This is a genomic window from Skermanella mucosa, assembly GCF_016765655.2.
Taxonomy (GTDB): Bacteria; Pseudomonadota; Alphaproteobacteria; order Azospirillales; family Azospirillaceae; genus Skermanella; species Skermanella mucosa.
This window is the reverse complement of record NZ_CP086107.1, coordinates 122,571-142,896: the sequence shown is the minus strand read 5'-3', so window position 1 is coordinate 142,896 and position 20,326 is coordinate 122,571. Positions and strand designations below refer to the sequence as shown.

The 20,326-nt window shown below is 64.7% G+C and carries 18 protein-coding genes and 3 pseudogenes; 11 read left to right on the top strand and 10 right to left on the bottom strand.

Annotation, left to right across the window (positions count from 1 at the left end; all coding sequences use genetic code 11):
* Window positions 1–86: 86 nt before the first annotated feature.
* The 3 genes from JL100_RS30600 (at window position 87) to JL100_RS30590 (ending at window position 4,268) form a co-directional block, all read left to right on the top strand.
* A complete protein-coding gene (locus JL100_RS30600; RefSeq protein WP_202683104.1) occupies window positions 87–1,955 on the top strand; it encodes a type I secretion system permease/ATPase in 1,869 nt (622 codons plus the stop codon).
* Between the two features lie 94 nt (window positions 1,956–2,049).
* Complete coding sequence (locus JL100_RS30595) at window positions 2,050–3,414, top strand: HlyD family type I secretion periplasmic adaptor subunit (RefSeq protein ID WP_202683103.1); 1,365 nt, start codon at window positions 2,050–2,052, stop codon at window positions 3,412–3,414.
* 110 nt (window positions 3,415–3,524) lie between these two features.
* Window positions 3,525–4,268: a GNAT family N-acetyltransferase gene (locus JL100_RS30590; protein WP_202683102.1), complete on the top strand. Its 744-nt coding sequence runs from the start codon at window positions 3,525–3,527 to the stop codon at window positions 4,266–4,268.
* A 131-nt stretch (window positions 4,269–4,399) separates the two neighbouring features.
* On the opposite strand, the gene JL100_RS30585 is transcribed toward JL100_RS30590, so the two are convergent.
* The 3 genes from JL100_RS30585 to JL100_RS30575 all read right to left on the bottom strand — a co-directional run bounded on the left by JL100_RS30585 (window position 4,400) and on the right by JL100_RS30575 (window position 7,868).
* Window positions 4,400–6,127: an IlvD/Edd family dehydratase gene (locus tag JL100_RS30585; protein WP_228421632.1), complete on the bottom strand. Its 1,728-nt coding sequence runs from the start codon at window positions 6,125–6,127 to the stop codon at window positions 4,400–4,402.
* Window positions 6,128–6,280: 153 nt separating this feature from the next.
* Window positions 6,281–6,442, bottom strand: coding sequence for a hypothetical protein (locus JL100_RS30580; RefSeq protein ID WP_202683100.1), 162 nt, complete (start codon window positions 6,440–6,442; stop codon window positions 6,281–6,283).
* 139 nt (window positions 6,443–6,581) lie between these two features.
* Window positions 6,582–7,868, bottom strand: a complete 1,287-nt coding sequence (locus JL100_RS30575; RefSeq protein WP_202683099.1) for a nucleoside hydrolase-like domain-containing protein — start codon at window positions 7,866–7,868, stop codon at window positions 6,582–6,584.
* Between the two features lie 522 nt (window positions 7,869–8,390).
* Here JL100_RS30575 and pstS point away from each other — a divergent pair.
* Both pstS and JL100_RS30565 read left to right on the top strand, forming a co-directional pair.
* Window positions 8,391–9,473: a phosphate ABC transporter substrate-binding protein PstS gene (gene pstS, locus JL100_RS30570; RefSeq protein ID WP_228421630.1), complete on the top strand. Its 1,083-nt coding sequence runs from the start codon at window positions 8,391–8,393 to the stop codon at window positions 9,471–9,473.
* Window positions 9,474–9,517: 44 nt separating this feature from the next.
* On the top strand, window positions 9,518–11,218 hold the full coding sequence (locus tag JL100_RS30565; protein WP_202683097.1) for a Na/Pi cotransporter family protein: 1,701 nt from the start codon (window positions 9,518–9,520) through the stop codon (window positions 11,216–11,218).
* Between the two features lie 157 nt (window positions 11,219–11,375).
* Here the strand turns inward: JL100_RS30565 and JL100_RS30560 are convergent, their stop codons facing one another.
* Window positions 11,376–11,930 carry a histidine phosphatase family protein gene (locus tag JL100_RS30560; RefSeq protein WP_202683096.1) on the bottom strand — a complete coding sequence of 185 codons (555 nt, stop codon included), beginning with the start codon at window positions 11,928–11,930 and terminating at the stop codon, window positions 11,376–11,378.
* Window positions 11,931–12,094: 164 nt separating this feature from the next.
* A complete protein-coding gene (locus JL100_RS30555) occupies window positions 12,095–13,312 on the bottom strand; it encodes an RNA-guided endonuclease InsQ/TnpB family protein (RefSeq protein WP_202683095.1) in 1,218 nt (405 codons plus the stop codon).
* A 39-nt stretch (window positions 13,313–13,351) separates the two neighbouring features.
* Between JL100_RS30555 and tnpA the strand changes: the two genes are divergently transcribed.
* Together tnpA and JL100_RS30545 are read left to right on the top strand one after the other, a co-directional pair.
* Window positions 13,352–13,756 (top strand): IS200/IS605 family transposase, encoded by a 405-nt coding sequence (gene tnpA / locus JL100_RS30550; protein ID WP_202683094.1) that lies wholly within the window; start codon window positions 13,352–13,354, stop codon window positions 13,754–13,756.
* Window positions 13,757–13,848: 92 nt separating this feature from the next.
* A pseudogene (locus JL100_RS30545) lies at window positions 13,849–14,061 on the top strand (hypothetical protein); the annotation flags it as partial.
* Between the two features lie 58 nt (window positions 14,062–14,119).
* Here JL100_RS30545 and JL100_RS30540 read toward each other — a convergent pair.
* Window positions 14,120–14,380 carry a hypothetical protein gene (locus JL100_RS30540; RefSeq protein ID WP_228421628.1) on the bottom strand — a complete coding sequence of 87 codons (261 nt, stop codon included), beginning with the start codon at window positions 14,378–14,380 and terminating at the stop codon, window positions 14,120–14,122.
* A gap of 343 nt (window positions 14,381–14,723) precedes the next feature.
* On the opposite strand from JL100_RS30540, the gene JL100_RS30535 reads away from it, so the two are divergent.
* Window positions 14,724–15,638, top strand: a complete 915-nt coding sequence (locus tag JL100_RS30535) for a CAP domain-containing protein (RefSeq protein WP_202683091.1) — start codon at window positions 14,724–14,726, stop codon at window positions 15,636–15,638.
* Between the two features lie 217 nt (window positions 15,639–15,855).
* On the opposite strand, the gene JL100_RS30530 is transcribed toward JL100_RS30535, so the two are convergent.
* Window positions 15,856–16,314, bottom strand: a complete 459-nt coding sequence (locus JL100_RS30530) for an AtaL-like protein (protein ID WP_202683090.1) — start codon at window positions 16,312–16,314, stop codon at window positions 15,856–15,858.
* 150 nt (window positions 16,315–16,464) lie between these two features.
* On the opposite strand from JL100_RS30530, the pseudogene JL100_RS30525 reads away from it, so the two are divergent.
* The 3 genes and pseudogenes from JL100_RS30525 to JL100_RS30515 all read left to right on the top strand — a co-directional run.
* Window positions 16,465–17,184, top strand: a pseudogene (locus JL100_RS30525) (IS256 family transposase); the annotation flags it as partial.
* A 328-nt stretch (window positions 17,185–17,512) separates the two neighbouring features.
* Entirely contained in the window at window positions 17,513–17,737 is a 225-nt protein-coding gene (locus JL100_RS30520; protein WP_202683089.1) for an antitoxin MazE family protein, read from the top strand.
* Window positions 17,734–18,069, top strand: a complete 336-nt coding sequence (locus JL100_RS30515) for a type II toxin-antitoxin system PemK/MazF family toxin (protein WP_228421669.1) — start codon at window positions 17,734–17,736, stop codon at window positions 18,067–18,069. Before JL100_RS30520 ends, JL100_RS30515 begins: the two co-directional genes overlap by 4 nt.
* A gap of 50 nt (window positions 18,070–18,119) precedes the next feature.
* Here the strand turns inward: JL100_RS30515 and JL100_RS30510 are convergent.
* The 3 genes and pseudogenes from JL100_RS30510 to JL100_RS30500 all read right to left on the bottom strand — a co-directional run.
* A pseudogene (locus JL100_RS30510) lies at window positions 18,120–18,536 on the bottom strand (IS5 family transposase); the annotation flags it as partial.
* 256 nt (window positions 18,537–18,792) lie between these two features.
* The gene (locus JL100_RS30505; protein ID WP_202683087.1) at window positions 18,793–19,884 is read right to left on the bottom strand and encodes a LacI family DNA-binding transcriptional regulator; all 1,092 of its coding nucleotides are present in this window, start codon (window positions 19,882–19,884) and stop codon (window positions 18,793–18,795) included.
* A gap of 38 nt (window positions 19,885–19,922) precedes the next feature.
* Entirely contained in the window at window positions 19,923–20,312 is a 390-nt protein-coding gene (locus JL100_RS30500; protein WP_202683086.1) for a cupin domain-containing protein, read from the bottom strand.
* Window positions 20,313–20,326 lie beyond the last annotated feature (14 nt).

Sequence of the window (20,326 nt, the reverse complement as noted above, 5' to 3'; positions counted from 1 at the left end):
CCGCCTGCCGTCCCTTCCCGGTGCCGCTGCCGCGCGGCACCGATTTTTCCCGCCGTCTCACCATCGCTGGATGAAGGTTGTCATCGATGCCCCGGCTTTCGAGTAACGCTCCGCGCCAGACCAGCGGGAATGACCTGAAACAGGCCCTGTCCGCCTGCCGGTCGGCCTTCCTGGTCGTCGCCCTGTTCACGCTGATCATCAATTTGCTGATGCTGACCTCGCCGATCTACATGATGCAGGTCTACAACCGGGTGCTGACGACGGGTCGTATCGAAACCCTGCTGCTGCTGACCGGACTGGCCGCCGCAGCCCTCCTGTTGCTGGGTGCGCTCGACACCCTCCGGACCGCGGTGACGGTGAGGATCGGCGGCTGGCTGAACAGCCGCCTGGGTCCGGTGCTGCTGTCGGCCAGCGTGCGGGCGCGTCTGCAGGGCGATCCCGCGGGGGCCCAACCCCTGCGGGACCTCGCCCAGATCCAGAACTTCATCGCGACCCAGGGGCTGACCGTCTTCTTCGACGCCCCTTGGACGCCGATCTTCATCGGGCTGATCTGGATCCTGCATCCCACGCTGGGCATGGTGGCGGTCGGTTCGGCATGCGTCCTGCTGGTGCTCAGCGTGGCCAACGACCTGATGACGCGCGAGCCGAACAAAGCCGCCTCCGCGGCACAGATCATCGCCAACCAGCGCGCCGAAGCCGCGATCCGCAATGCCGAGGTCGTACGCGCCATGGGCATGCTGCCGGCCCTGACCGAGCGCTGGCGGGACGTCAACGGGAAATCGCTGGATGCAACGCGCCGGGCCGCCGAATGCGGCGGCGTTCTGGTCGGCTTGACGAAGTTCCTCCGCTTCTTCGTCCAGATCGCGATCCTCGGGATCGGCGCGTTCCTGGTGCTGCGCGCCGAACTGACCCCGGGCGCGATGATAGCCACCTCCATCCTTCTGGGGCGGGCGCTTGCCCCGATCGAACTGGCGATGTCCGCCTGGCGCAATTTCGCCAGCAGCCTGATCGCCTTCAACCGGCTGCGCGACCGCCTCAAGGCATTTCCCGCCGAGCCGCAGCGCATCCGGCTGCCCTCCCCCGCCGGCCACATCAAGTTCAAGGACGTGACCTATTACCCGGTAGGCAGCAAGACCCCGGTGCTTCAGCGGGTATCCTTCGAGGCGGAGCCGGGGGAGGTGATCGCCGTGATCGGTCCGTCGGGCGGCGGCAAGAGCACGCTGTGCCGCCTGCTCGTGGGAATAGCCGTGCCCCAGAGCGGCGAAGTCAGGCTGGACAATTCATTGCTGGGGCACTGGAACGCGGACGAGCTCGGGCGGCACATCGGCTTCCTGCCGCAGGATGTCGAACTGTTCGCCGGGACGGTCCGGGAGAATATCGCCCGCATGGAAGATGCCGACGACGAGTCGGTCCTCGAAGCGGCGAAGCTGGCCCATGCCCACGAAATGATCCAGCGTCTGCCTGACGGCTACGAGACGCAGATCGGCGACGGCGGCGTCAGGCTGTCGGGAGGCCAGCGCCAGCGGATCGGCTTGGCCCGTGCGATCTTCGGCGATCCCAAGCTGATCGTGCTCGACGAACCCAACGCCAACCTGGACCAGAGCGGCGAAGCGGCGCTGGCGGCGGCGGTGAGCGAATTGAAGGAGCGGGCGGGCGCCATCGTCATCGTCGGACACCGGCCGTCCACTCTCGCGCAGGCGGACAAGATACTGTTGCTCAAGGACGGCCGGGTCGAGATCTTCGGCCCGCGCGACGAAGTTCTGCAGCGGCTGCGCAAGGCGGCCGGCAAGGACGGTACCGTACCGATACACCGCCCTATGGCCATGCCGTCCGATCCAGGAGCGGGCCACCGGCAGGCGGAGCACGAGCCGTCGAGGGCGATGGTCGTGGCTGCGGATGCCGAGCCGCCGAAAATCGCCAATCCGCCGAGGTCCATGCGCGAGACACTCTCATAACGGGGACTGCGTTCGGGGGCCGGATGTGGTTGGGACGTTCTCGGGTTCGGGAGCGTCCGACATAACGCGAAGAAAGTGGAGATGCGGGATGTCCATGACGGGAACGTACACTCAGATCGAGCGCGTGAAGGACAGTCCGCCGGACCTGCAGCCCCGGGATGCCGTCGTGCTCAGGCGGACCATCCGTCGGCCGGTCTGGCTCGGTTTCGCGATGATGGGCATTTTCGCCCTGGGGTTCGGCGTCTGGGGCACGGTGGCTCCCCTCGCTAAGGGTGCCGTCGCGGCCGGCGTCATCAGCCCCGAGGGGAGCCGGAGGACGGTTCAGCACCTCGAAGGCGGCATCATCTCCAGACTGCGGGTCCAGGAGGGCGACACCGTCAGGGCCGGGCAGATCCTGGTGTCACTGGAAGATATCCAGCCGCGCGCGATCTACGAAGGTCTGCTCGACCAGTATCTCACGCTCTACGCGACCCAGGTCCGTCTCTCCGCGGAAGAGGCGGGGCGCGACCGCCTCGACTGGCCGGTCGAACTGCAAGGCCCCGCGGATACCGAGAACCTGCGGGCCATCATCGAGAGCCAGAAGCGGCTGTTCGAGACGCGGAGGGTGCGGCATATCTCCCGCAGGAGCGTTCTCCAGCAGCGCATCGCCCTGCTCTGGGAGCAGATCAAGGGGCTGGAGGCCCAGGTCCAGAGCACCTCCACCCAGCTGGCCCTGATTGCCGAAGAGATCGCGGGCAAGCAGGTGTTGCGCAACAAGGAGCTGATCCCGAAGCCCGAGCTGCTGCGGATGCAGCGCGCCGAGGCGGAGATTCTCGGCATGCGCGGCGAGTACCTTGCCGAGATCGCCAGCGCGAAGCAGCAGATCGGGGAAAGCGAGATGCAGATCCTGGCGCTCGACGCGGAGCGGGCGGATCAGATCGCGGTTCAGTCCGACGAGGTCCGAAACAACCTGGCTGCGGTGAAAGAACGGCTGTTCGCCAGCCGGGACACCCTGAAGCGGACCATGGTGACGGCGCCCGTGAGCGGCACGATCCTGAACCTGCGCTACAAAACCGAAGGCGGAGTCGTCCATCCCGGTGAGCCGATCCTCGACATCGTTCCCTCCGACGACACGCTCGTCATCGAAGCACGCGTCTCGCCGGTCGATATCGATGTCGTCCAGCCCGGCTTGACCGCTCAGGTTCACCTGTCGGCTTTCTCGTCCCGCACCACGCCGCAGATCGACGGTATCGTGATGTCCGTTTCCGCCGACCGGATCATCGACGACGTGACGAAGCAGCCGTTCTATCTGGCCCGCGTCGAGGTCGATCGGGATTCGCTGCGGAAGGTCGAACCGCAGATCGAGCTGGTGCCCGGCATGCCCGCGGAAGTGCTCATCGTCACTGGAGAGCGGACCATGATGCAGTATCTGCTGGAGCCCTTCAGCGAGCTGTTCCGACGCAGTTTCCGTGAGGTCTGATACGGTTTCCGGATGATCAGCATGATCATCCGGAAACCGAAAACCCGGCAGATCAATGCCATAGGCAGTGATTGAAAGGGTCATACCGAAACCGTTGCAACGGTTTCGGTATGACCGACCCGATCCATCAGGAAGGAGGCGGCACCATGCAGGACGGCAGCACGGACGGCGGCCGGCACGAAGCCCAAGCCGGACCGATGAGGACCAGGCTGTTCCGATATGGGTCGGTCAATGGCGTTCCCACCTTGACCGACCCGCAGATAGCGGGTCTGTTCGAGCGGTTGAAGGAGGAAGGGCTCCTCGACCCGATCCTGTACAGCGACGACGTTGGGAAGATAACGCGTCGGTCGTTCGTCGAGTTCTTCAAGGCACACGGCAAGGTATTCTGGCTGGTGATCTTCGACGACAAGCTGGCAGGCTTGGTCTGGTTGGATGACTTCGGACATAGAACGGCAAGGATGCATTTCTGCTTCTTCAAATGGCTCACGAAAACCAGACTGACGGTCCAGGTGGCCCGGGAATTGCTGTGGCAGCTTCTTGATATGAAATTCAACAGGGGAGTATCCCTGCGGGTGATCCGTGGCGAAACGCCGGCGTTCAATAAGCTTGCCCTCAGGTTCATCCGGAAAGTCGGGCTGGAGGTTGTCGGGGAAATACCTCACGCAGCCTACCGCCATTCGACGGATACATCCTGCCCGATGATCATTTCCTATATCACGAAGGAAATGTTGCGAGACCATTTCATGGCTTCCGATCCCGAGGCTTCCAATTCCGGGATTCCTCAGGAAGAAGCCACCGGGCGATTCCCGGGTCGCCGCGAACCGGTCGACTCCCCTCAGGTGGCTGCCGAGTAACGGGCTGGCTACCAGGCAGCTTGCTGGCAGGAGATCGGCGAGCTGCGGCCCGTCACGGCGGTCAGGTGACATGCATGAGCGGTTTCGGAAGCTGTCGCGGCGGGTTCCGCCTTCCCGCACCGGTACCGCCCTTAATGACTTTCGCGCGGCACCGCGTGCCCTCGGCAACCGACCAGGAAATCCAGGTCGGCTCCCCGGTCGGCCTGCATCACCCGCTCCACGTAAAGGCTCTGGTACCCGCCCCGGACCGCAGGTTCGGGCGGAGTCCAGGCGGCGGCGCGGCGGGCCAGTTCGTCCTCCGGCACGTCCAGGTGAAGGCGCCGCGCATCCACGTCCAGGTCGATGATGTCGCCTGTCCGCACCAGGGCCAGCGTGCCGCCGACCGCGGCCTCCGGCGCGCAGTGGAGGACGACGGTGCCGTAGGCGGTGCCCGACATGCGCGCGTCGGAGATGCGGACCATGTCCCGCACGCCGCGTTCCAGCAGCTTCTTCGGCAGCGCCATGTTGCCGACTTCCGCCATTCCCGGATAGCCCTTAGGCCCGCAATTCTTCAGCACCATCACGCAGGTCTCGTCGATGTCGAGGGCGGGGTCGTCGACCGTCGCCTTGTAATGCTCGATGCTCTCGAAGACGACGGCCCGGCCGCGATGGCGCATCAGCTCCGGCGACGCGGCCGACGGTTTCAGGATCGCACCCGATGCCGCCAGGTTGCCGCGCAGCACGGCGATGCCGCCGTCCCGCACCAGGGCCCTGTCGCGCGGCCGGATGACGTCGGGATCGAAATTCTCGGCCGGGCGGATGTTGTCGCCCAGGGTCGCTCCCGTCACCGTCGGCACGTCGAGGTCCAGCAGGTCCGACACTTCCTTCATCACCGCCGGGATGCCGCCGGCATAGCAGAAATCCTCCATCAGGTACCGCCCGGAGGGCATCAGGTTGACGATGGTCGGCACGCCCCGGCCAGCGCTGTCCCAATCGTCGAGCGTCAGGTCGACCCCGATGCGACCCGCGATCGCCAGCAGGTGGACGACCGCGTTGGTGGAGCCGCCGATCGCTCCGTTCATCCGGATCGCGTTGAGGAAGGCCCGCCGGGTCAGCACCTTCGACAGGCGCAGGTCTTCGGCGACCATACCCACGATGCGCCGGCCGGTCAGGCGGGCCAGGCGCGCGCGGTGCGCGTCGACGGCCGGATATGCCGCGTTGCCGGGCAAGGTCAGCCCCAGGGATTCAGCCATGGAGGCCATGGTCGAAGCGGTTCCCATGGTCATGCAGTGCCCGGGCGAGCGCGACATGCCGTTCTCGGCGGCCATGAAATGCTCCCGCGGCATGCGCCCGGCCCGGACATCCTCGGAAAATTTCCAGACATCGGTTCCCGACCCGATGTCCGCCCCGCGGAACTTGCCGTTCAGCATCGGCCCGCCGGAAATGACGATCGACGGCAGATCGCAGCTCGCCGCTCCCATCAGCAGCGACGGCGTGGTCTTGTCGCAGCCGGCCATCAGGACCACCCCGTCCATCGGATTGCCGCGGATCGCCTCCTCGACATCCATCGACGCCAGGTTCCGGAACAGCATGGCCGTCGGTCGCAGGTTGGATTCGCCGCAGGAAAAGACCGGAAATTCCAGCGGCAGCCCGCCCGCCTCCAGCACGCCCAGCTTGATCTGCTCCGCCAAGCCGCGGAAATGCGCGTTGCACGGCGTAAATTCGGAGAAGGTGTTGCAGATGCCGATCACCGGGCGGCCGTCGAAGGCGTCGTCCGGAAGTCCGCCGTTCTTCATCCAGCTCCTATGGATGAAGCCGTCCTTCGTGTCGCCGCCGAACCAGGCCTGCGACCTCAGGGGTCTGGGGAGCTTTCGGGCCATGGGGTTCATCCTTTCTCACGCCGCCATGCGGCGGACCACGGCATCGCCGCGCCGCCGGATATCCGGGACCAGCCTAACGCGTAATCCGGGCCCGGTCATCAGCCGGGGCGCCGCCACGGCGCCGGTGGCGCTCCGTTGAGACGACATGGCCGCTCAGAAGGCATTGCCGCGCGGGTCAGCATGCCGGAGGCCCGCGAGCCTGCTACCGGCGGGCTCCGGCAAGGCGGCCTGTTTCTCCTCCTCCCGCACCAGGCGTTCGCAATCTTGCGACTTCGGGAACTTGTGATTGCGCGGCTCGTCGTGCTCGTACGGCATGCGGGTTCACCGCAGCGGGGAACCTTCCATTCCTGACCAGCCAGCCGCCGGAAGAGGATTCCTGCAGGGAAGCCGTCTGGCGTGGCCAGGTCGCCGATGTCATCGTCCCCTCTTCCGGGTCCCCTCTTCCGGCCGTCGGTCAGACCTCGAACAGCCACGACTTCGTGCTGTTCCACTTGAACACGGCATCCGTAACGTCGACCTGGCCGTTGAACGAAACCTCGTCGATGTAGAGGTTCCGGTCGGATCCATTGGCCCCCTTCCTTCCGTTCCAGGCATCGTTGTTGAAGATGATCTCGACCTCCCGCTCCTGGATTCCCGGGGAGTCCAGGTCGCCCTTGTAAGTGAAGGTCTGCCACTGGTCCTTGTCATGGACGGCCGTCACCCGGTTCGTGAGATCCAGCGTCTTCCCGTCCACCTTGACGACGAAATTCGGGTTCCCCTTGTAGTGGTCGCCCGACGCCCTGACGGTGATCACGTCATCCCCTTCGGGACGGGGGAGCGGGATCGAGCCCTTGTCCTTCAGCCAATCGAAGCGCCCGGCGAAGTCTTCGAGCCACTCCTCGCGGTTCTCGTAGACCGTCCTGGCCCCTTGGGTGCCGGGGCGGTCGAAACCCTGCCCATGAAGGTCCGTGTAATAGCCGTCGGACACCTTGCGGAACTCCCCGCCCCAGCTTTCCTTGGTCGGATCGTCCTGGTCCCCGTCGAGGAAGCGGAGAACGGTCGGGCTATCCCCCATCTTGACGCCGGACTTGTTGAAGATGTTGCTCGAGACCTTCGAGAAGAAGTCCCCCAAGGCGCCGTGGCCCTTGGCGTTCGCCTCGTGCCAGCCCTTGATCATGGAGCCGCTTTCCGGCGTGCCGTAGGTGCCCCGGAACGTCGTCATGTTGTCGACCCACATGTCCAGCTTGCCCTTGAAGTTGTCCAGCAGGTACTTCTTGGCGTGGATGTCCTGGGTGTCGATGCTGAACAGACGGACGTGCCTGGCGATGCCGGGAGCATCGTGCAGCGCCTGCGCGATGTCGGCCTCCCCTCCCCAGGTGAGCACGTTCAGCTTTTCGCCCGCGGCGGCGGCCTTCCTGGCTTCCGCGACGATGGCCTCCGATGAGTCCGTCGGCTTGGAATATCCCTTGGGGGGCGCGGTGTCCGTGGCGCCCTGATGGCTCACCCTTTTCAGGGCCTCGACGGATTTGAAGCCGGAGCCATGCTCGCGCAGTTCGGCAAGGTCCTTGCCGTAGACGTCGATCACGGCATCGATGTCCCTGACCAGACCGTCCTGGGTGTTGAACTTGGACGCCGTTCCGGCGATGCCGACGATGTTCATCTTGTCCTGGTACATCAGCGCGTGGACAAGCGACTGGACGTCGTCCTTCTCCTGCGCTTCGAGCCTCAGGTCGGTCGAGATGAAAACTCTGGGCAAAGCCATGTCTGTGCTCTCCGGATAAATTCAATATGTCCGCCGGAATGACAAGTAATCCGACAACGATCAAAAAATGTATTTAGATCGTTAACAGACGATTAATCGTATAAGGACAAATTTGCAATCAGATGAAGAAGAAAATTGGGCTTCTGATGGATTTTGTTCGATTTAGATCTTTATAGCCCAGCCGAACCATCATCCATGACCTGTTTTTAACTTTCTAGAATGAGATGAAAGCAGTTCTCAGGAGCCTCATGATTCTTTTTAATCTCGATACTATACTACGTATTACACATGAAAATCAGAGACCTTGCGGCAACAATGCTCCGAAAGGTCCGGCGCGGGGACATACGAAGAAGAAGACCGGCGTTGCTTCCCTCTTCCCGAAATTTCGTCTGTTCCCGGTGCAGATGGAGCAAGTTTCATGAAACGCTGCTCCCGTCATCCAACTGTCATGCCTGAAATCTAAGCTGCGCCGGTAATCGATGACCCGGGATATTCTGCATCCCGTTACATGCCGGTGATTTCATGGGTCGCCTCCTCATCGCTGCCTTGTTCGCATTCGTATCCGCGGCCTCCCCGACCCGAGCCGAACCCTTGACCGGGGCAGGATCGACTTTCGTCTTTCCGCTGCTCAGCCGTTGGAGCCAGAACTTCCAGGCATCCGAGGAGAGCGGCGGCTATGTCGCCCCCCTGCCGAAGAGACCGGCCGCTCCGGAGAGCGGCCTGGGCTCGCTGTTCGGCGCCATGGCCGGCGGCATCGACTACGAGCCGGTCGGCTCACTGGGCGGCACCATGCGGGTCATCGCCCGGGCCGTGGATTTCGGCGCATCTGAAAGGCCCATGCCGGCCGAGGAGGTGGACCGGCACGGGCTCATGCAGTTCCCCATCACCACGGGCGGCGTCGCGGTCGTCTTCAATCTGCCAGGGATCGAAAGCGGTGCCTTGCGCCTCTCCGGGGCGGTGCTGGCCGACATCTACATGGGAACGGTCGAGAGATGGTCGCACCCGGCCCTGCGCGCGCTCAACCCGGAGCTCACGCTGCCGGACGCGCCGATCAAGGTCGTCCACCGGAGCGACGGATCCGGCACCACTTACATTTTCGCGGCATATCTCGCCCATGCCAGCACGGACTGGCGGGAGCGGGTCGGGGTCGATACCGAGCTGAAATGGCCGACCGGCGCCGGGGTCAGGGGCAGCGGCGGCATCGTCAAGGCCGTGGCGGCCGACCCGAACACCATCGGCTATGTCGAGCTCGGCCAAGCCTTGCGGGTCGGGCTGCCCTCGGCCCTGGTCGAGAACCGCGCGGGAGAGTTCAGGGCGCCATCGCGCCGGAGCATCGCCGCCGCCGTCGCCGGCGCGGACTGGGCGGGCTCGCGCCATTTCAGCCTTCTTCTCACCGAAACCGCCGACGCCGAGTCCTACCCGATCGCGGCCACCGTCTACGCTCTGATGCCCCGGGAACCCCGTTCCGGTACCGACCGCACCCTGCGCTTCTTCGGCGGAGCCTTGGCGCACTGGCAGCAGGATGCCGTCGATCTGGATTACGTGCCGCTGCCGGACTCCCTCGTCGGCCTGATCAAATCCTACTGGGAAGCCAGTTCCAAGTAAGACCAACCGGCCCTCGTCCGGACGGGCCCCGTAAAGGACAGCTCATGCAGGTCGATATCTTCACCCAGATCATCGTTCCCGTGATCGGTGGCCTGGGCATCTTCATGCTCGGCCTCGAGTTCATGTCGAACGGCATCCAGGCCGTTGCCGCCAACCGGATGCGCGCGCTGCTCGCCAAGCTGGCGGGGACTCCGCTCAAAGGCGTCTTCGCCGGCACCATCATCACCGGCGTGATCCAATCCTCGACGGCGATGACGGTCATGGTCGTCGGCATGGTCAATGCCGGCGTCGTCGGCTTGCGCCCGGCGATCAGCGTGATCATGGGAGCGAACATCGGGACGACGCTGGGGAACGGCCTGATCGCCCTGCCCCTCGGCCCGCTGGGCCTGCTGCTGGCCGGCTTCTTCGCCCTCGTCTACATCTTCTCGAAGTCTGACAGGACGAAGAACATCGCCCTGGCCTGCATAGGGTTCTCCCTGATCTTCTACGGCCTCAACCTGATGACCGGGGGCCTGAAGCCGCTCCGCGCCATGCCGGAGGTGATGTCGGCGATCTCCTCGCTGCGGGCGGACGATTTCACCGGCCTTCTGACCTGCGTCGGAACGGCGGCGCTGGTCACCGCGATGATCCATTCCTCCTCGGCGACCATCGGCATCGTGATGGGCCTCGGAGCGTCCGGTGTCCTCGACTGGCAGACCGCCGTGGCCTTCTCGCTCGGCGCCGACCTGGGAACGACCATCACCTCCTGGATAGCGTCGTTGAACCTGTCCAAGAACGCCAAGCGCGCCGCATATGCCCACATATCGTTCAACATCATCGGCGTCATGGTGACCATCCCGCTGTTCTTCCTCTCCATGGACGTGCTGCGTTTCGCCATGCAGTGGTTCGGCGGCGATCCCGGAGTCCCGATGATGGTGAACGGCAGGGAAACCTACCCGCTGGTGCCGGTCGCGATCGGCTTGTATTCGACCTTCTTCAACGTTTTCAACACGTTGCTGTTGTTCCCCTTCGTCGGAGTGTTCGAGCGGGTGCTCAGCCGCATCGGCCATGACGCGTCCGAGGACATCGAGGATTATTCCCTGCCGAAGTACCTTGCCGCCAACCTGCGGGGTGACATCGTCCAAGGCGTTCCCGCGCTGCGCAAGGAGATCGAGCGGCATCTCCAGGCAGGCACCCTCTACCTGGACATCGCCCGGGGCATGCCGGACGCCGCGAAGGATCCCCAGGTCCATCATGCGAATCTCGGGAATCTGAGCCGGGACATCGGCGTGTTCGCATCCTCCCTTCTGACGCCGGGCCAGCCCTACGGGCAGGCCGATCTGGTCGCAAGCCTGATCGAGGAGGCCGATTTCGCCGAAAGCCTGGGTGAAACCCTTCATCAGATTGCCCAGCGGGTCAAGCGCGAGGAGTTCTCGCCGTCGGGCCGGGAGGTGGTGAACGGCATCCTCGACCAGGTTTCCGACGCCATGGGGATCGTGCTGCCGGGCTCGGCCCGGAGCGCGACCGCCGTCGCCGCGGATCAGCGCATATCCGGGCTCGCGGAACTGCGCCGGAAATGCCTGAAACTGGATGAGCTGGCCCCGACGGAGAGAGCATCGCTGCTGGCGATCCTCGGGAGCGCCGAACGGGCGTTCCTGCTGATCGAGCGCATCGACGGCGAGCGGCGCTCGGTCGACCGCGAAATGGTGATCGAGCACCAGGCCGATGTCGTTCCGGGATTGGAGCCGAGACCGGCGACGGCTTGACCTGCGGCGGACGATGGTCCGGCCAGGGTACGGCAGGATCGGCATGGCTCGGCTCGGGGACCTGAAGCCGGGATGGCCGGCGCCACGCTCGGCTTATCGCTGCCGCACCCGGACGGAAGCGGTCGTTATCGCTACGCCCGGAGCGGAGCGCACCGGATCAGCAGGCGTGAAAACCGGTTCCGACGGGCGGCGCCAGCATCAGGATGCCGAGAATACCGGCTCCGCCGCCGCCCGGTTCCAGGATGATCGCGGATCCCTCCGGGAAAGCCTCCCCGGCGACGGCGCTGCCAAGCACCATGATGGCAGGTGTCCGATGCCCGACCAGCACGCGGTTCGTTCCCGGAGCCACCGGCGCGGAGAACAGCCGCCGATGCTCCGAGAGAACCCAGTCGAGGCGTGATCCGGCATAATCGTCCGCAAGCAGGCGGTCGGTGATCTCGACGGCCGCGCTCCCGAAGACGATCTCGGCCGTGTCGCGGGCCCGGAATACCGGCCCGGCAAGAACGGGATCAGCTATCGGGATACCGAGGTCCCGCAGGGCCTGCCCGATCCGTTCGGCCTGGGCCCGGCCCGCCGCCGAGAGATTGCGCTGGCCCGGGCGGTCTCCGATCTCGTAGGACCTGTCGCAGGGCATGCCGCTGGTGTCGGCGTGCCGGAAGAACAGGGTCAGCCCGCCGCGGCGCAGTCGTTCGACCAGGGATTTCCCGGTCACCTCATCCACTGTGGATGGGCGCAGCTGCTGTGCCGGGGCGGATGACGCCGTGCCAGCCGCGATCACCAGGAACAGCGGGAAAAGGAAGTTCCGCAGGGCTCTCCACGGGGCTTTCGGGAGGGAGTCCGGGATGTGGCGTTTCAGGGTATGCATCGGCTTGGTGACTACTCTCGGCCCTGAAGGGCCGAGCTTCCGCGCCTCACAACGCAGCGTTCCTGTTTCCGTCCGGCAGCCCGGCTCGATCCACAGGCCGACACCCGAAGTCCTCGGGCCTTGATAACCTTCGACGCGTTGAAATCGGCGTTTTCGTGGTGACCGCAAGCGACACACAGAAACTCCGCCTGGGAACGCCGATTGTCGGCATGGATGCAGCCGCAGACGCTGCATTCCCGGCTGGTGTTCGGCGCCGGCGTGGTCCTGAGTTCTCCGCCGTACCACGCGGCCTTGTACTCCAGCATCAGCCTGATCTGATGGGGCGCCACGTCCAGCATCGACCTGTTCAGCCCGGACTTGGCCCGCACGTTGGACCCCGGCTGCCCGATCGTTCCGGCCGCACTCGCCGTCATGTTCCGCACCTTCAGGTCCTCAACGACAATGACGCCGTGGTTCTTGGCTATCGCTGTCGTCGCCTTGTGCGCGGCATCCTTCCGCCGCCGCGCGAGACGGGCCTGGAACCGGGCGACGGCAAGACGCGCCCCGGCCTGATTTCTCGACCCCTTCGTCTTCCTGGCGACCTTGCGCTGAAGCGTCGCCAGCTTATGCCTTTCCCTGTCCGTGGTTCGCGGAAGCTGGATCACCTGCCCCGTGGACAGCACCATCGGCTTCGCGACGCCCATGTCTACCCCGACCGCCGGCCCCAGGTTCGCCATCGGCTCCGGCATCTCGATCTCGCACTGGATGGCGACATACCAGCAATCGGCTTCGCGGCTGACCGTCGCCGTCCTCATCCTGCCCTCGATCGGACGATGCCGGACCCAGGCGACCCATCCAGCCTTGGGCAGGAAGATGCGGTCAGCTTCAGGCTTGAACTGTTTGGGGTCGGGATACCGGAAACTATCGCGATCTCCCCGTCTGCGAAACTGCGGACAACCGGCGCGGCCTTCGAAGAAGTTCTTGAAAGCCTTGTCGAGATCGATGATGGCCTGCTGCAACGGATGGTTCGGCACCACACGCAGCCAGGGCGCCTCGGCCTTCAGCGCCGGCAGTTCAGCGATCTGATCGTACGCGGTCAGCCTGCGCGGATGGCTGCGGTGATACTCCAGTTTCCGCTGCTCGAGACACAGGTTGTAGGCAAACCGGCACGCCCCCGCTGTCTGCCTGAACAGGGCCTCCTGCTCGACGGTCGGATACACGCGATAGCGGTATGCCTTGAGCCTGATCATGGCAAGAGTATATTCGGTCTCTCATCAGGAGACAAGCTCATGGATGTCGAATGCCGCACAGGCCGTCGCGTCGTTTGTTCTCTGCACGTTCATTTGGTCTTCGTTACGAAGTATCGTCGTAGCGTCCTCAGTGATCGCGCCCACGAGGTGCTGCGCGACGTCTTCCTCGGTGTCTGCGCAGAGTTCGGCGCGCGTCTGAAGGAGGCGAACGGCGAAGACGACCACGTCCATCTGCTGATCGAGTATCCGCCTACGGTCCAGCTCTCCAAACCGGTCAACAGCCTCAAGGGCGTATCGAGCCGCCTGCTGCGTCAGCACGACTTCCCTGAAGTGACGCAAAGGCTCTGGGGCGGCCATCTCTGGAGCCCATCCTACTGCGCGGCATCCTGCGGCGGCGCGCCGTTGGAGATTGTCACGCAGTACATCGAGCAGCAGCGCCGGTAGGACTTCGGCGCGGACCCGCCAAGGGTGCCTATCCCGGCCTTGAAGATGCCGGGTTTGCGATACCAAATATTGGGATCAACAGGGTTTTGGCCGGAGAAGCTCGAATTCGTGACCGCTTCGAACGGGCGAAGGCCGATGGCGACTTGCCGGAGACGGCCAAACCCGATGCCCTCGCGGCCTTCGTGATGGCTGTCTCCCATGGCATGGCGGCGCAGGCCAAAGCCGGCGTCAGCCGCGACCTGCTCAGGGCGGTTGCCGGGCAAGCGCTTGCCACCTGGCCCGCGGGTCGCCCGGCGCCTTCCTGATGGCGATCTCGGTCTTGGCCACCGTCCAAGGATCGCGAGGCGGGTCGGCAACGTCCCGTCATGCCGGCTTTTCGCCGAGAGAAGCGAACCAGGCCGCATAGGGGGTGTTCGCCGCCATGTGCCGATTGTAGTCGGGGGATCCGTCGGTCCACCAGACCGGGCCGCGCTCTCCCAGCGATCGCTTCGCCGCATCGACACGGGGCCGTGCCGCGGCGAGCGCCGCCGGATCGGCTTTGGACGCACGCACGGCCCGCCGGGCCGCCATCAGGTCGCGCACGAGCCGTTCACGCTCGGCTGGATCAAGGGCGGGATTGCTCATACGCCACAGTCGGCCCCGCACCACGAAGTACCGGCCGTCCGGTGTCGACGGATAACGCTTATGGTGCGGCACACAGGTCCTCGGCTTTCGCCACGGGCTTTCTCGTCAATTCCATCGACTCCTTACTCGCCGCCATTTTCCACCCCGGAGCGGGCAAACAGACCCTGAACGCAAGATACCTGAACGCAAGATAATGGTCCCGTTCCGGCTCCGGCGCGAGGGCCGGCCTCTTCCTTCCGCCGCTTCTGGAAAGGGATCGTCGCGGCCGTTACATTTTTGGGCTTCGGCGAATCTCCTTAATCATTGCGGGCTAGAGCTGGTTCGTTAAATTGGAACAGAGGGCATGGATATGGCTATTCCAACCGAGCTTGAAACCTATTTCCTGCAACTGGTGAATGCCGACCGCGCCAAGGCCGGCGTGGCCGCCCTGGTGTTCGATGGCGAACTCATCGACTCCGCCAGAACGCACAGTCAGTGGATGGATGCCACAGACAGCTTCTCTCATACCGGCGCCGGAGGCTCATCGCCGGGCAACCGAATGGCCGCCGCCGGATATGACGCGCGGGGATGGGGCGAGAACATCGCCTACATCGGCGGTTCGCGAGCGGAAGTCCTGGACAAGGCCGACGTGGATCAGCTCCACACCAACCTGATGAACAGTCCAGGCCATCGCGCCAATCTGCTGAATGCGAACTACAGGGAAATCGGGATCGGCCTCGATCAGGGCGATATCAACGGCTACAAGGCCGTATTCGTGACCCAGAACTTCGGCACGCCATCGGCATCGGAGGCTGCCGAACAGGACAAGTATGGATCGTCCACCCAGCCGCAGCCGGCTCCGAGCCCAGTCCCGCAGCCGATCCCGCAGCCGGCCCCGCAGCCGGCCGATGGAACGGTGATCGCCGGCACGAACCGTTCAGACCGGCTTTTCGGCGCTAGGGGCAACGATGCCATCGACGGCAAGGGCGGCAACGATTCTATCTGGGGCGGAATCGGAAATGACATACTGACTGGCGGCGCGGGCCGTGACGACTTCATCTTCACGGGCCGGTCGTGGGGGCATGACACCGTGAAGGATTTTTCGCCTGGAGATGACCTTGTGTTTTCCAGGTCAGCCGTGGGGTCGGTCCGGAACATCCTGGCCCACGCTGAAAACGTGGACGGCGACACGGTATTCGACTTCGGCGCACTCGGCTCGGTGACCCTGCTGGGGGTCGAGGAACGCGACCTGTCAAGCAGCGACTTCGTTCTGGTCTGACCCGCGGTCGGTCGGGATCTGGGCAGAACCCGCAGGGGCATTTCCTGCGGCACCCTTCCCGTCCGTTCGACAATCTGCGGCCAATGTCCGGATGTTCCAGGCGGAGGCCCCGACCCATACCGGAACCGTTGAACGGTTCCGGTATGGGCCTTCCGATCGACGCCTGTGGCATTGATCGGTCCGGTTCTTTAGATTCCGCGACGATGCCCATCGGAATTCAGATCTTGCCTTCGGCGAGCAACTCGCGGGTGCGCTTCAGCGTCGACAGGAGTGCGGCCCTGTAGCCCTTGTCGCCGTCGAACTGCGCCTGCTCCGCCCGCTCTTCAGGTCCGTTCGGCTCCTTCCCGCGCAGGCCGAGATAGCAGTAGAACTTGAGTTGCAGTTCGCCCGCTTCGTCCTCGAACAGCTCGTTGATGATCGCGCCTTCGCGCGGGCCGGTTGCCTGGAAGAAGGTGACCTTGCTTTCCGGCTCCAGCGTCACGATCTCGCGCAGATCGGCACCCGCGATCGTGGCTTCGCGGACGAAATGGGTCGCGCTCTCCGCCACGACCTCGCAGCGGATGCAGAGGCCCTCGGGAAGGAAGAGGCGGGCGTCGCGAGCCTTCACCTCCAGGCCCTGCCATATCTGCGCACGGGTCAGCCTAGTCTCGCCTTCCGGATTCACCGGAACGATCATGTCCCCGCATGTGGTGTAAGAGCGCCCGTGCCGGATCAGGCCCGTAGGGAGGCGTAGCCGACCGAAGGGCCTGATCCGGCACGGGCGGTCATCGTGGTTCTCGGGAAAAGTCTGGTCACCACAACACATTCCTGAACCAAGGCGACCACGATGACCGATGAGATGATGACGCTTCGTTCGATGCTTGAAAAGGGCACCGATGCCGACGTGCTGCGGGAAATGATCGGCTTCGCGTCGGAGCAGCTGATGGAGATGGAGAGGTTCAGGCGCTGACCGGCGCCGGTCATGGCGAGCGTTCGGACGGCCTTCTCGCGCACCGCAACGGCTATCGCGAGCGCGACTGGGAAACCAGGGCCGGGACTTTGGAGCTGCGGATCCCGAAGCTGCGCAAAGGCAGCTACTTCCCCAGCTTCCTGGAGCCGCGCCGGATGGCCGAGAAGGCGCTGACGGCGGTGATCCAGGAGGCCTACATCCAGGGCATCTCGACCCGCGATGTCGACGATCTGGTCAGGGCCCTGGGCATGAGCGGCATCTCGAAGAGCCAGGTCAGCCGGCTGTGCGAGGAGATCGATGACCGGGTCAAGCCATTTCTGAACCGCCCGATCGAAGGCGACTGGCCCTACCTCTGGATCGATGCGACCTACGTCAAGGTGCGTCAGCAAGGACGCATCGTGTCGGTCGCCGTGACCGTCGCGGTGGCGGTCAACACCGACGGCCGGCGCGAGGTGCTGGGCATGGATATCGGCGTCTCGGAGGCCGAGACCTTCTGGCTGGAGTTCCTGCGCAAGCTCAAGCGCCGCGGTCTGGCCGGGGTCAAGCTGTTGATCTCAGATGCTCACAATGGCATCAAGGCGGCCGTCCAGCGCGTATTCCAGGCTCTGAACCTGCGCAGCTACGTCACCCGGCGCGAAATCAGCTTCGGCATCCGCTCCGACACTGGCCGCGACAGCCGAGACGCCTCTCTCTCGCTGCTCAAGACCGCCACCAAACCGGGCATCCCCTTCTGGAACTTCCCGGCCGGCCGCTTCGGCATTGACAGCGCCCAGGAAATCCCCCGCTTAACGAACTCGTGCTCAAGACCGCTTGATCGCCCGGCCTTTTGTCCCTATCACATTGAGGCCGGATCTTAGGAATTTTGACTCATACGAAATCTTGCTCGACCCACCTATGTTACATGTAACAGCTGGGAAGATATGCTATGCCTTCAACCGTCCGTCACCGTGTCCAGACCCACCGGGCACAGCTTCGCGCGCAGGGATTGAGGCCGATCCAGATCTGGGTGCCGGATGTCCGCTCCCCCACGTTCAAGGAAGAGGCGCGGCGGCAGTCCCGGGCAGTCGCCGCCGCACCCGACGAAGCCGACACCATGGACTTCCTGGAGGATATCCAGGATCTTGGCGATGATGCCGGCGACAGGCCGTGAGGCGTGGCGATCTGGTCACCATCGCCGCCCGGATCGGCGGCGATTATGACGGCAAACCACGACCCGCAGTGATCATCCAGTCCGACGATTTTCCGGAAACCGACAGCGTCACCGTTTCGCTGCTGACCTCCATCGGCATCGACGCCCCACTGCTGAGACTGCGCATCGACCCGGCGCCGGCCAACAACCTTCGCCAGACCTCCTGGGTCATGATCGACAAGATCGCGACCGTCAGGCGGAGAAACATAGGGGCCGTCTTCGGCCGTTTGAGCGATGCCGAACTGGTCCAGGTCAACCGCGCCCTGCCGGTGTTTCTCGGGATCGCAGGCTGATCTTCATCGACGTCGCGGTCGGTCAGGATGGAAGCGACAATTTGGCCGCTCACCGCGTCGAAGCCGATGTGCAGCTTGCGCCAGGAGCGCCGCTTCTTCGCGCCATGCTTCTCGACCAGCCATTCGCCCGGCCCGCCCAACTTCAGCCCCGTGCTGTCGACCAGCAGGTGGATTGCCCCGCCGGTGGTGCGGGTCTGCGCCGGCAGCTCCAGCGTTCGGGCCCGTCGGCTGAAAGTGGAGAAGTTCGGCACCGGCAGGTTGAGGCCGAGCAGCTGGAGGATCGAGCCGTTCAGTCCCTCGGTCTGGCGCAGCGCCAGGCGGAACACCGCGCGGAGCGTCAGGGCTGTCGTGATCGCCAGGTCGGAGTAGTTCGGCTGACCGCCCGGCGTAGTGCGCGGCGCGGCTTTCCAGGCGTCGATGGCGGCGTCCGTAAACCACACGGTCAGACTGCCCCGCTTCTCGCGCAAGCGCCGCTTGCGCTGACAGCGTCAGGCGGAGCGAAGCTCCGCTGAGAGCTTCCGCAGCGCCTCGTTGTACACCGCCCAGTTCGTCACCCGCCGCTTCGGCCGCGGAATGCGGTGGCGGCGATCAGCGTTCGTTTTGTGCGGCATGAAGGCAGGATCCGGAGCATCGAAACGGATCGTCCCCCTACGCCATCCCACCCATCGGTGCAAAACGCTGCAACACGCTGTCAGACGCGCGATCTCCGCCCGCGTCGCCTGATTAGCAGCCGACAGGGAGGCAGTCTTTGCTTCCATGACCTCCGTGCAACACGTCGGCCGCCGGAGCCGTCGAGCCCCGGACCTTGATTTCAGGGGCGAGCTTGATGCTCATCCGCGGACTCGCCGGGTTCTCGATCTGCTTCAGCAGCAACTGCGCCGCCTGCACGCCGATCTCGTAATGCTGGATGCGCACCGTGGTGAGCGGGGGTGTCAGCTTGTCCACGTAGGGCATGTCGTTGAAGCCGGTGACGGAAACGTCCTGCGGGCAGCGCAGGCCGTGCTCCGCGAGCGCGTCGTAGCAGCCCAGCGCCAGCAGGTCGTTGGCAGCGACGATGGCGCTGAAGCCGCTGCGCGTGTTGAGCACCCTCTTGTTCAGCAACCCCTTGCAGACGCGCCGGCCTTCGGCCTCGCTGAAGGATTTGCAGAACGCGATCAGCCCCTCGTCGAGGTCGAGGTCCTTGGCGCGCATCGCGTCCAGGAATGCCCGGTAGCGGATGTAGCCGGTCGACAGGTCCTGGGGGCCGGCGACATGGGCGATCCGCCGATGGCCGAGGCTGGCCAGATGATCCACCGCGAGGCGGACCCCGCGCGCGTCGTCAGTGACCACGGACGAGACGTCGTCATTGTCCAGCCCGCGGTTGACCGCGACGACCGGAAGCCCATCCTGCACGCATTGCGGGACTATGGGATCGTTGCGCGCGACCGTGGCCAGGATCAGGCCGTCGATGTGCCGGCCCTTCATCCGGTTCACGACCGTCTCCTGCCGCTCCGCGCTGTTGTCGGTATTGGCGATGATGGCCGTGAAGTTGGCGGCACCCAGGACATCCTCGATGCCGCGCAGGATCGGCGGGAAGACCGGGTTGGTGATGTCGGGAATCACCACGCCGACGGTGAAGGACCGCTTCGTCCGCAGGCTGGAAGCGAGTGCGTTGCGATAGTATCCCAGGTGCCGCGCCGCTTCCTCGACCCGCTGCACGATTTCCGGGCGGACCATGTGGCGGGTTGCCGGACTGAGCGCACGCGACACCGTGGAAGCGTGCACCCCGGTCGCCTCCGCCACATCCTTGATCGTCGCAGAACCCGGCTTCTTCATTCCCGTCGCCTTCGATCCTTCATGCTTGCCCTTTGCATTCAACGGGAGAGTTCCGCCACTGTCTCAGAAAAATCGTTTGCACGATTCTGCCGCTTCCCATACGGCATGGCAAGGAGGATGGCAGCGGGCTGGTTGGTCCGGTTCCTCAGTTCCCGCTTCTCACCCGGGGCGAGCCGGCACGAGTCCCAGGGGCCCAATGCCACCTCGCCCTCCCCGGTCGCGACCACGACCTCGCCCGACAGGACCACGTAGAGCTTCTCGACCGGGGAGGCGTCCAGGCTGGTCCCGCCTCCGGGCAGGATGTGCGACAACCCAAGCCACAGCGTGTCGGAAGGACCGGCCTCGTGTCCTTGCAGCCGCAGGCATCGCATGTCGAAGTGGTTCGGCGCCTCGTAAGCCCTGGCTTCCGCAAACCGCGTCACGTTCATGGTGATGCTCCTTT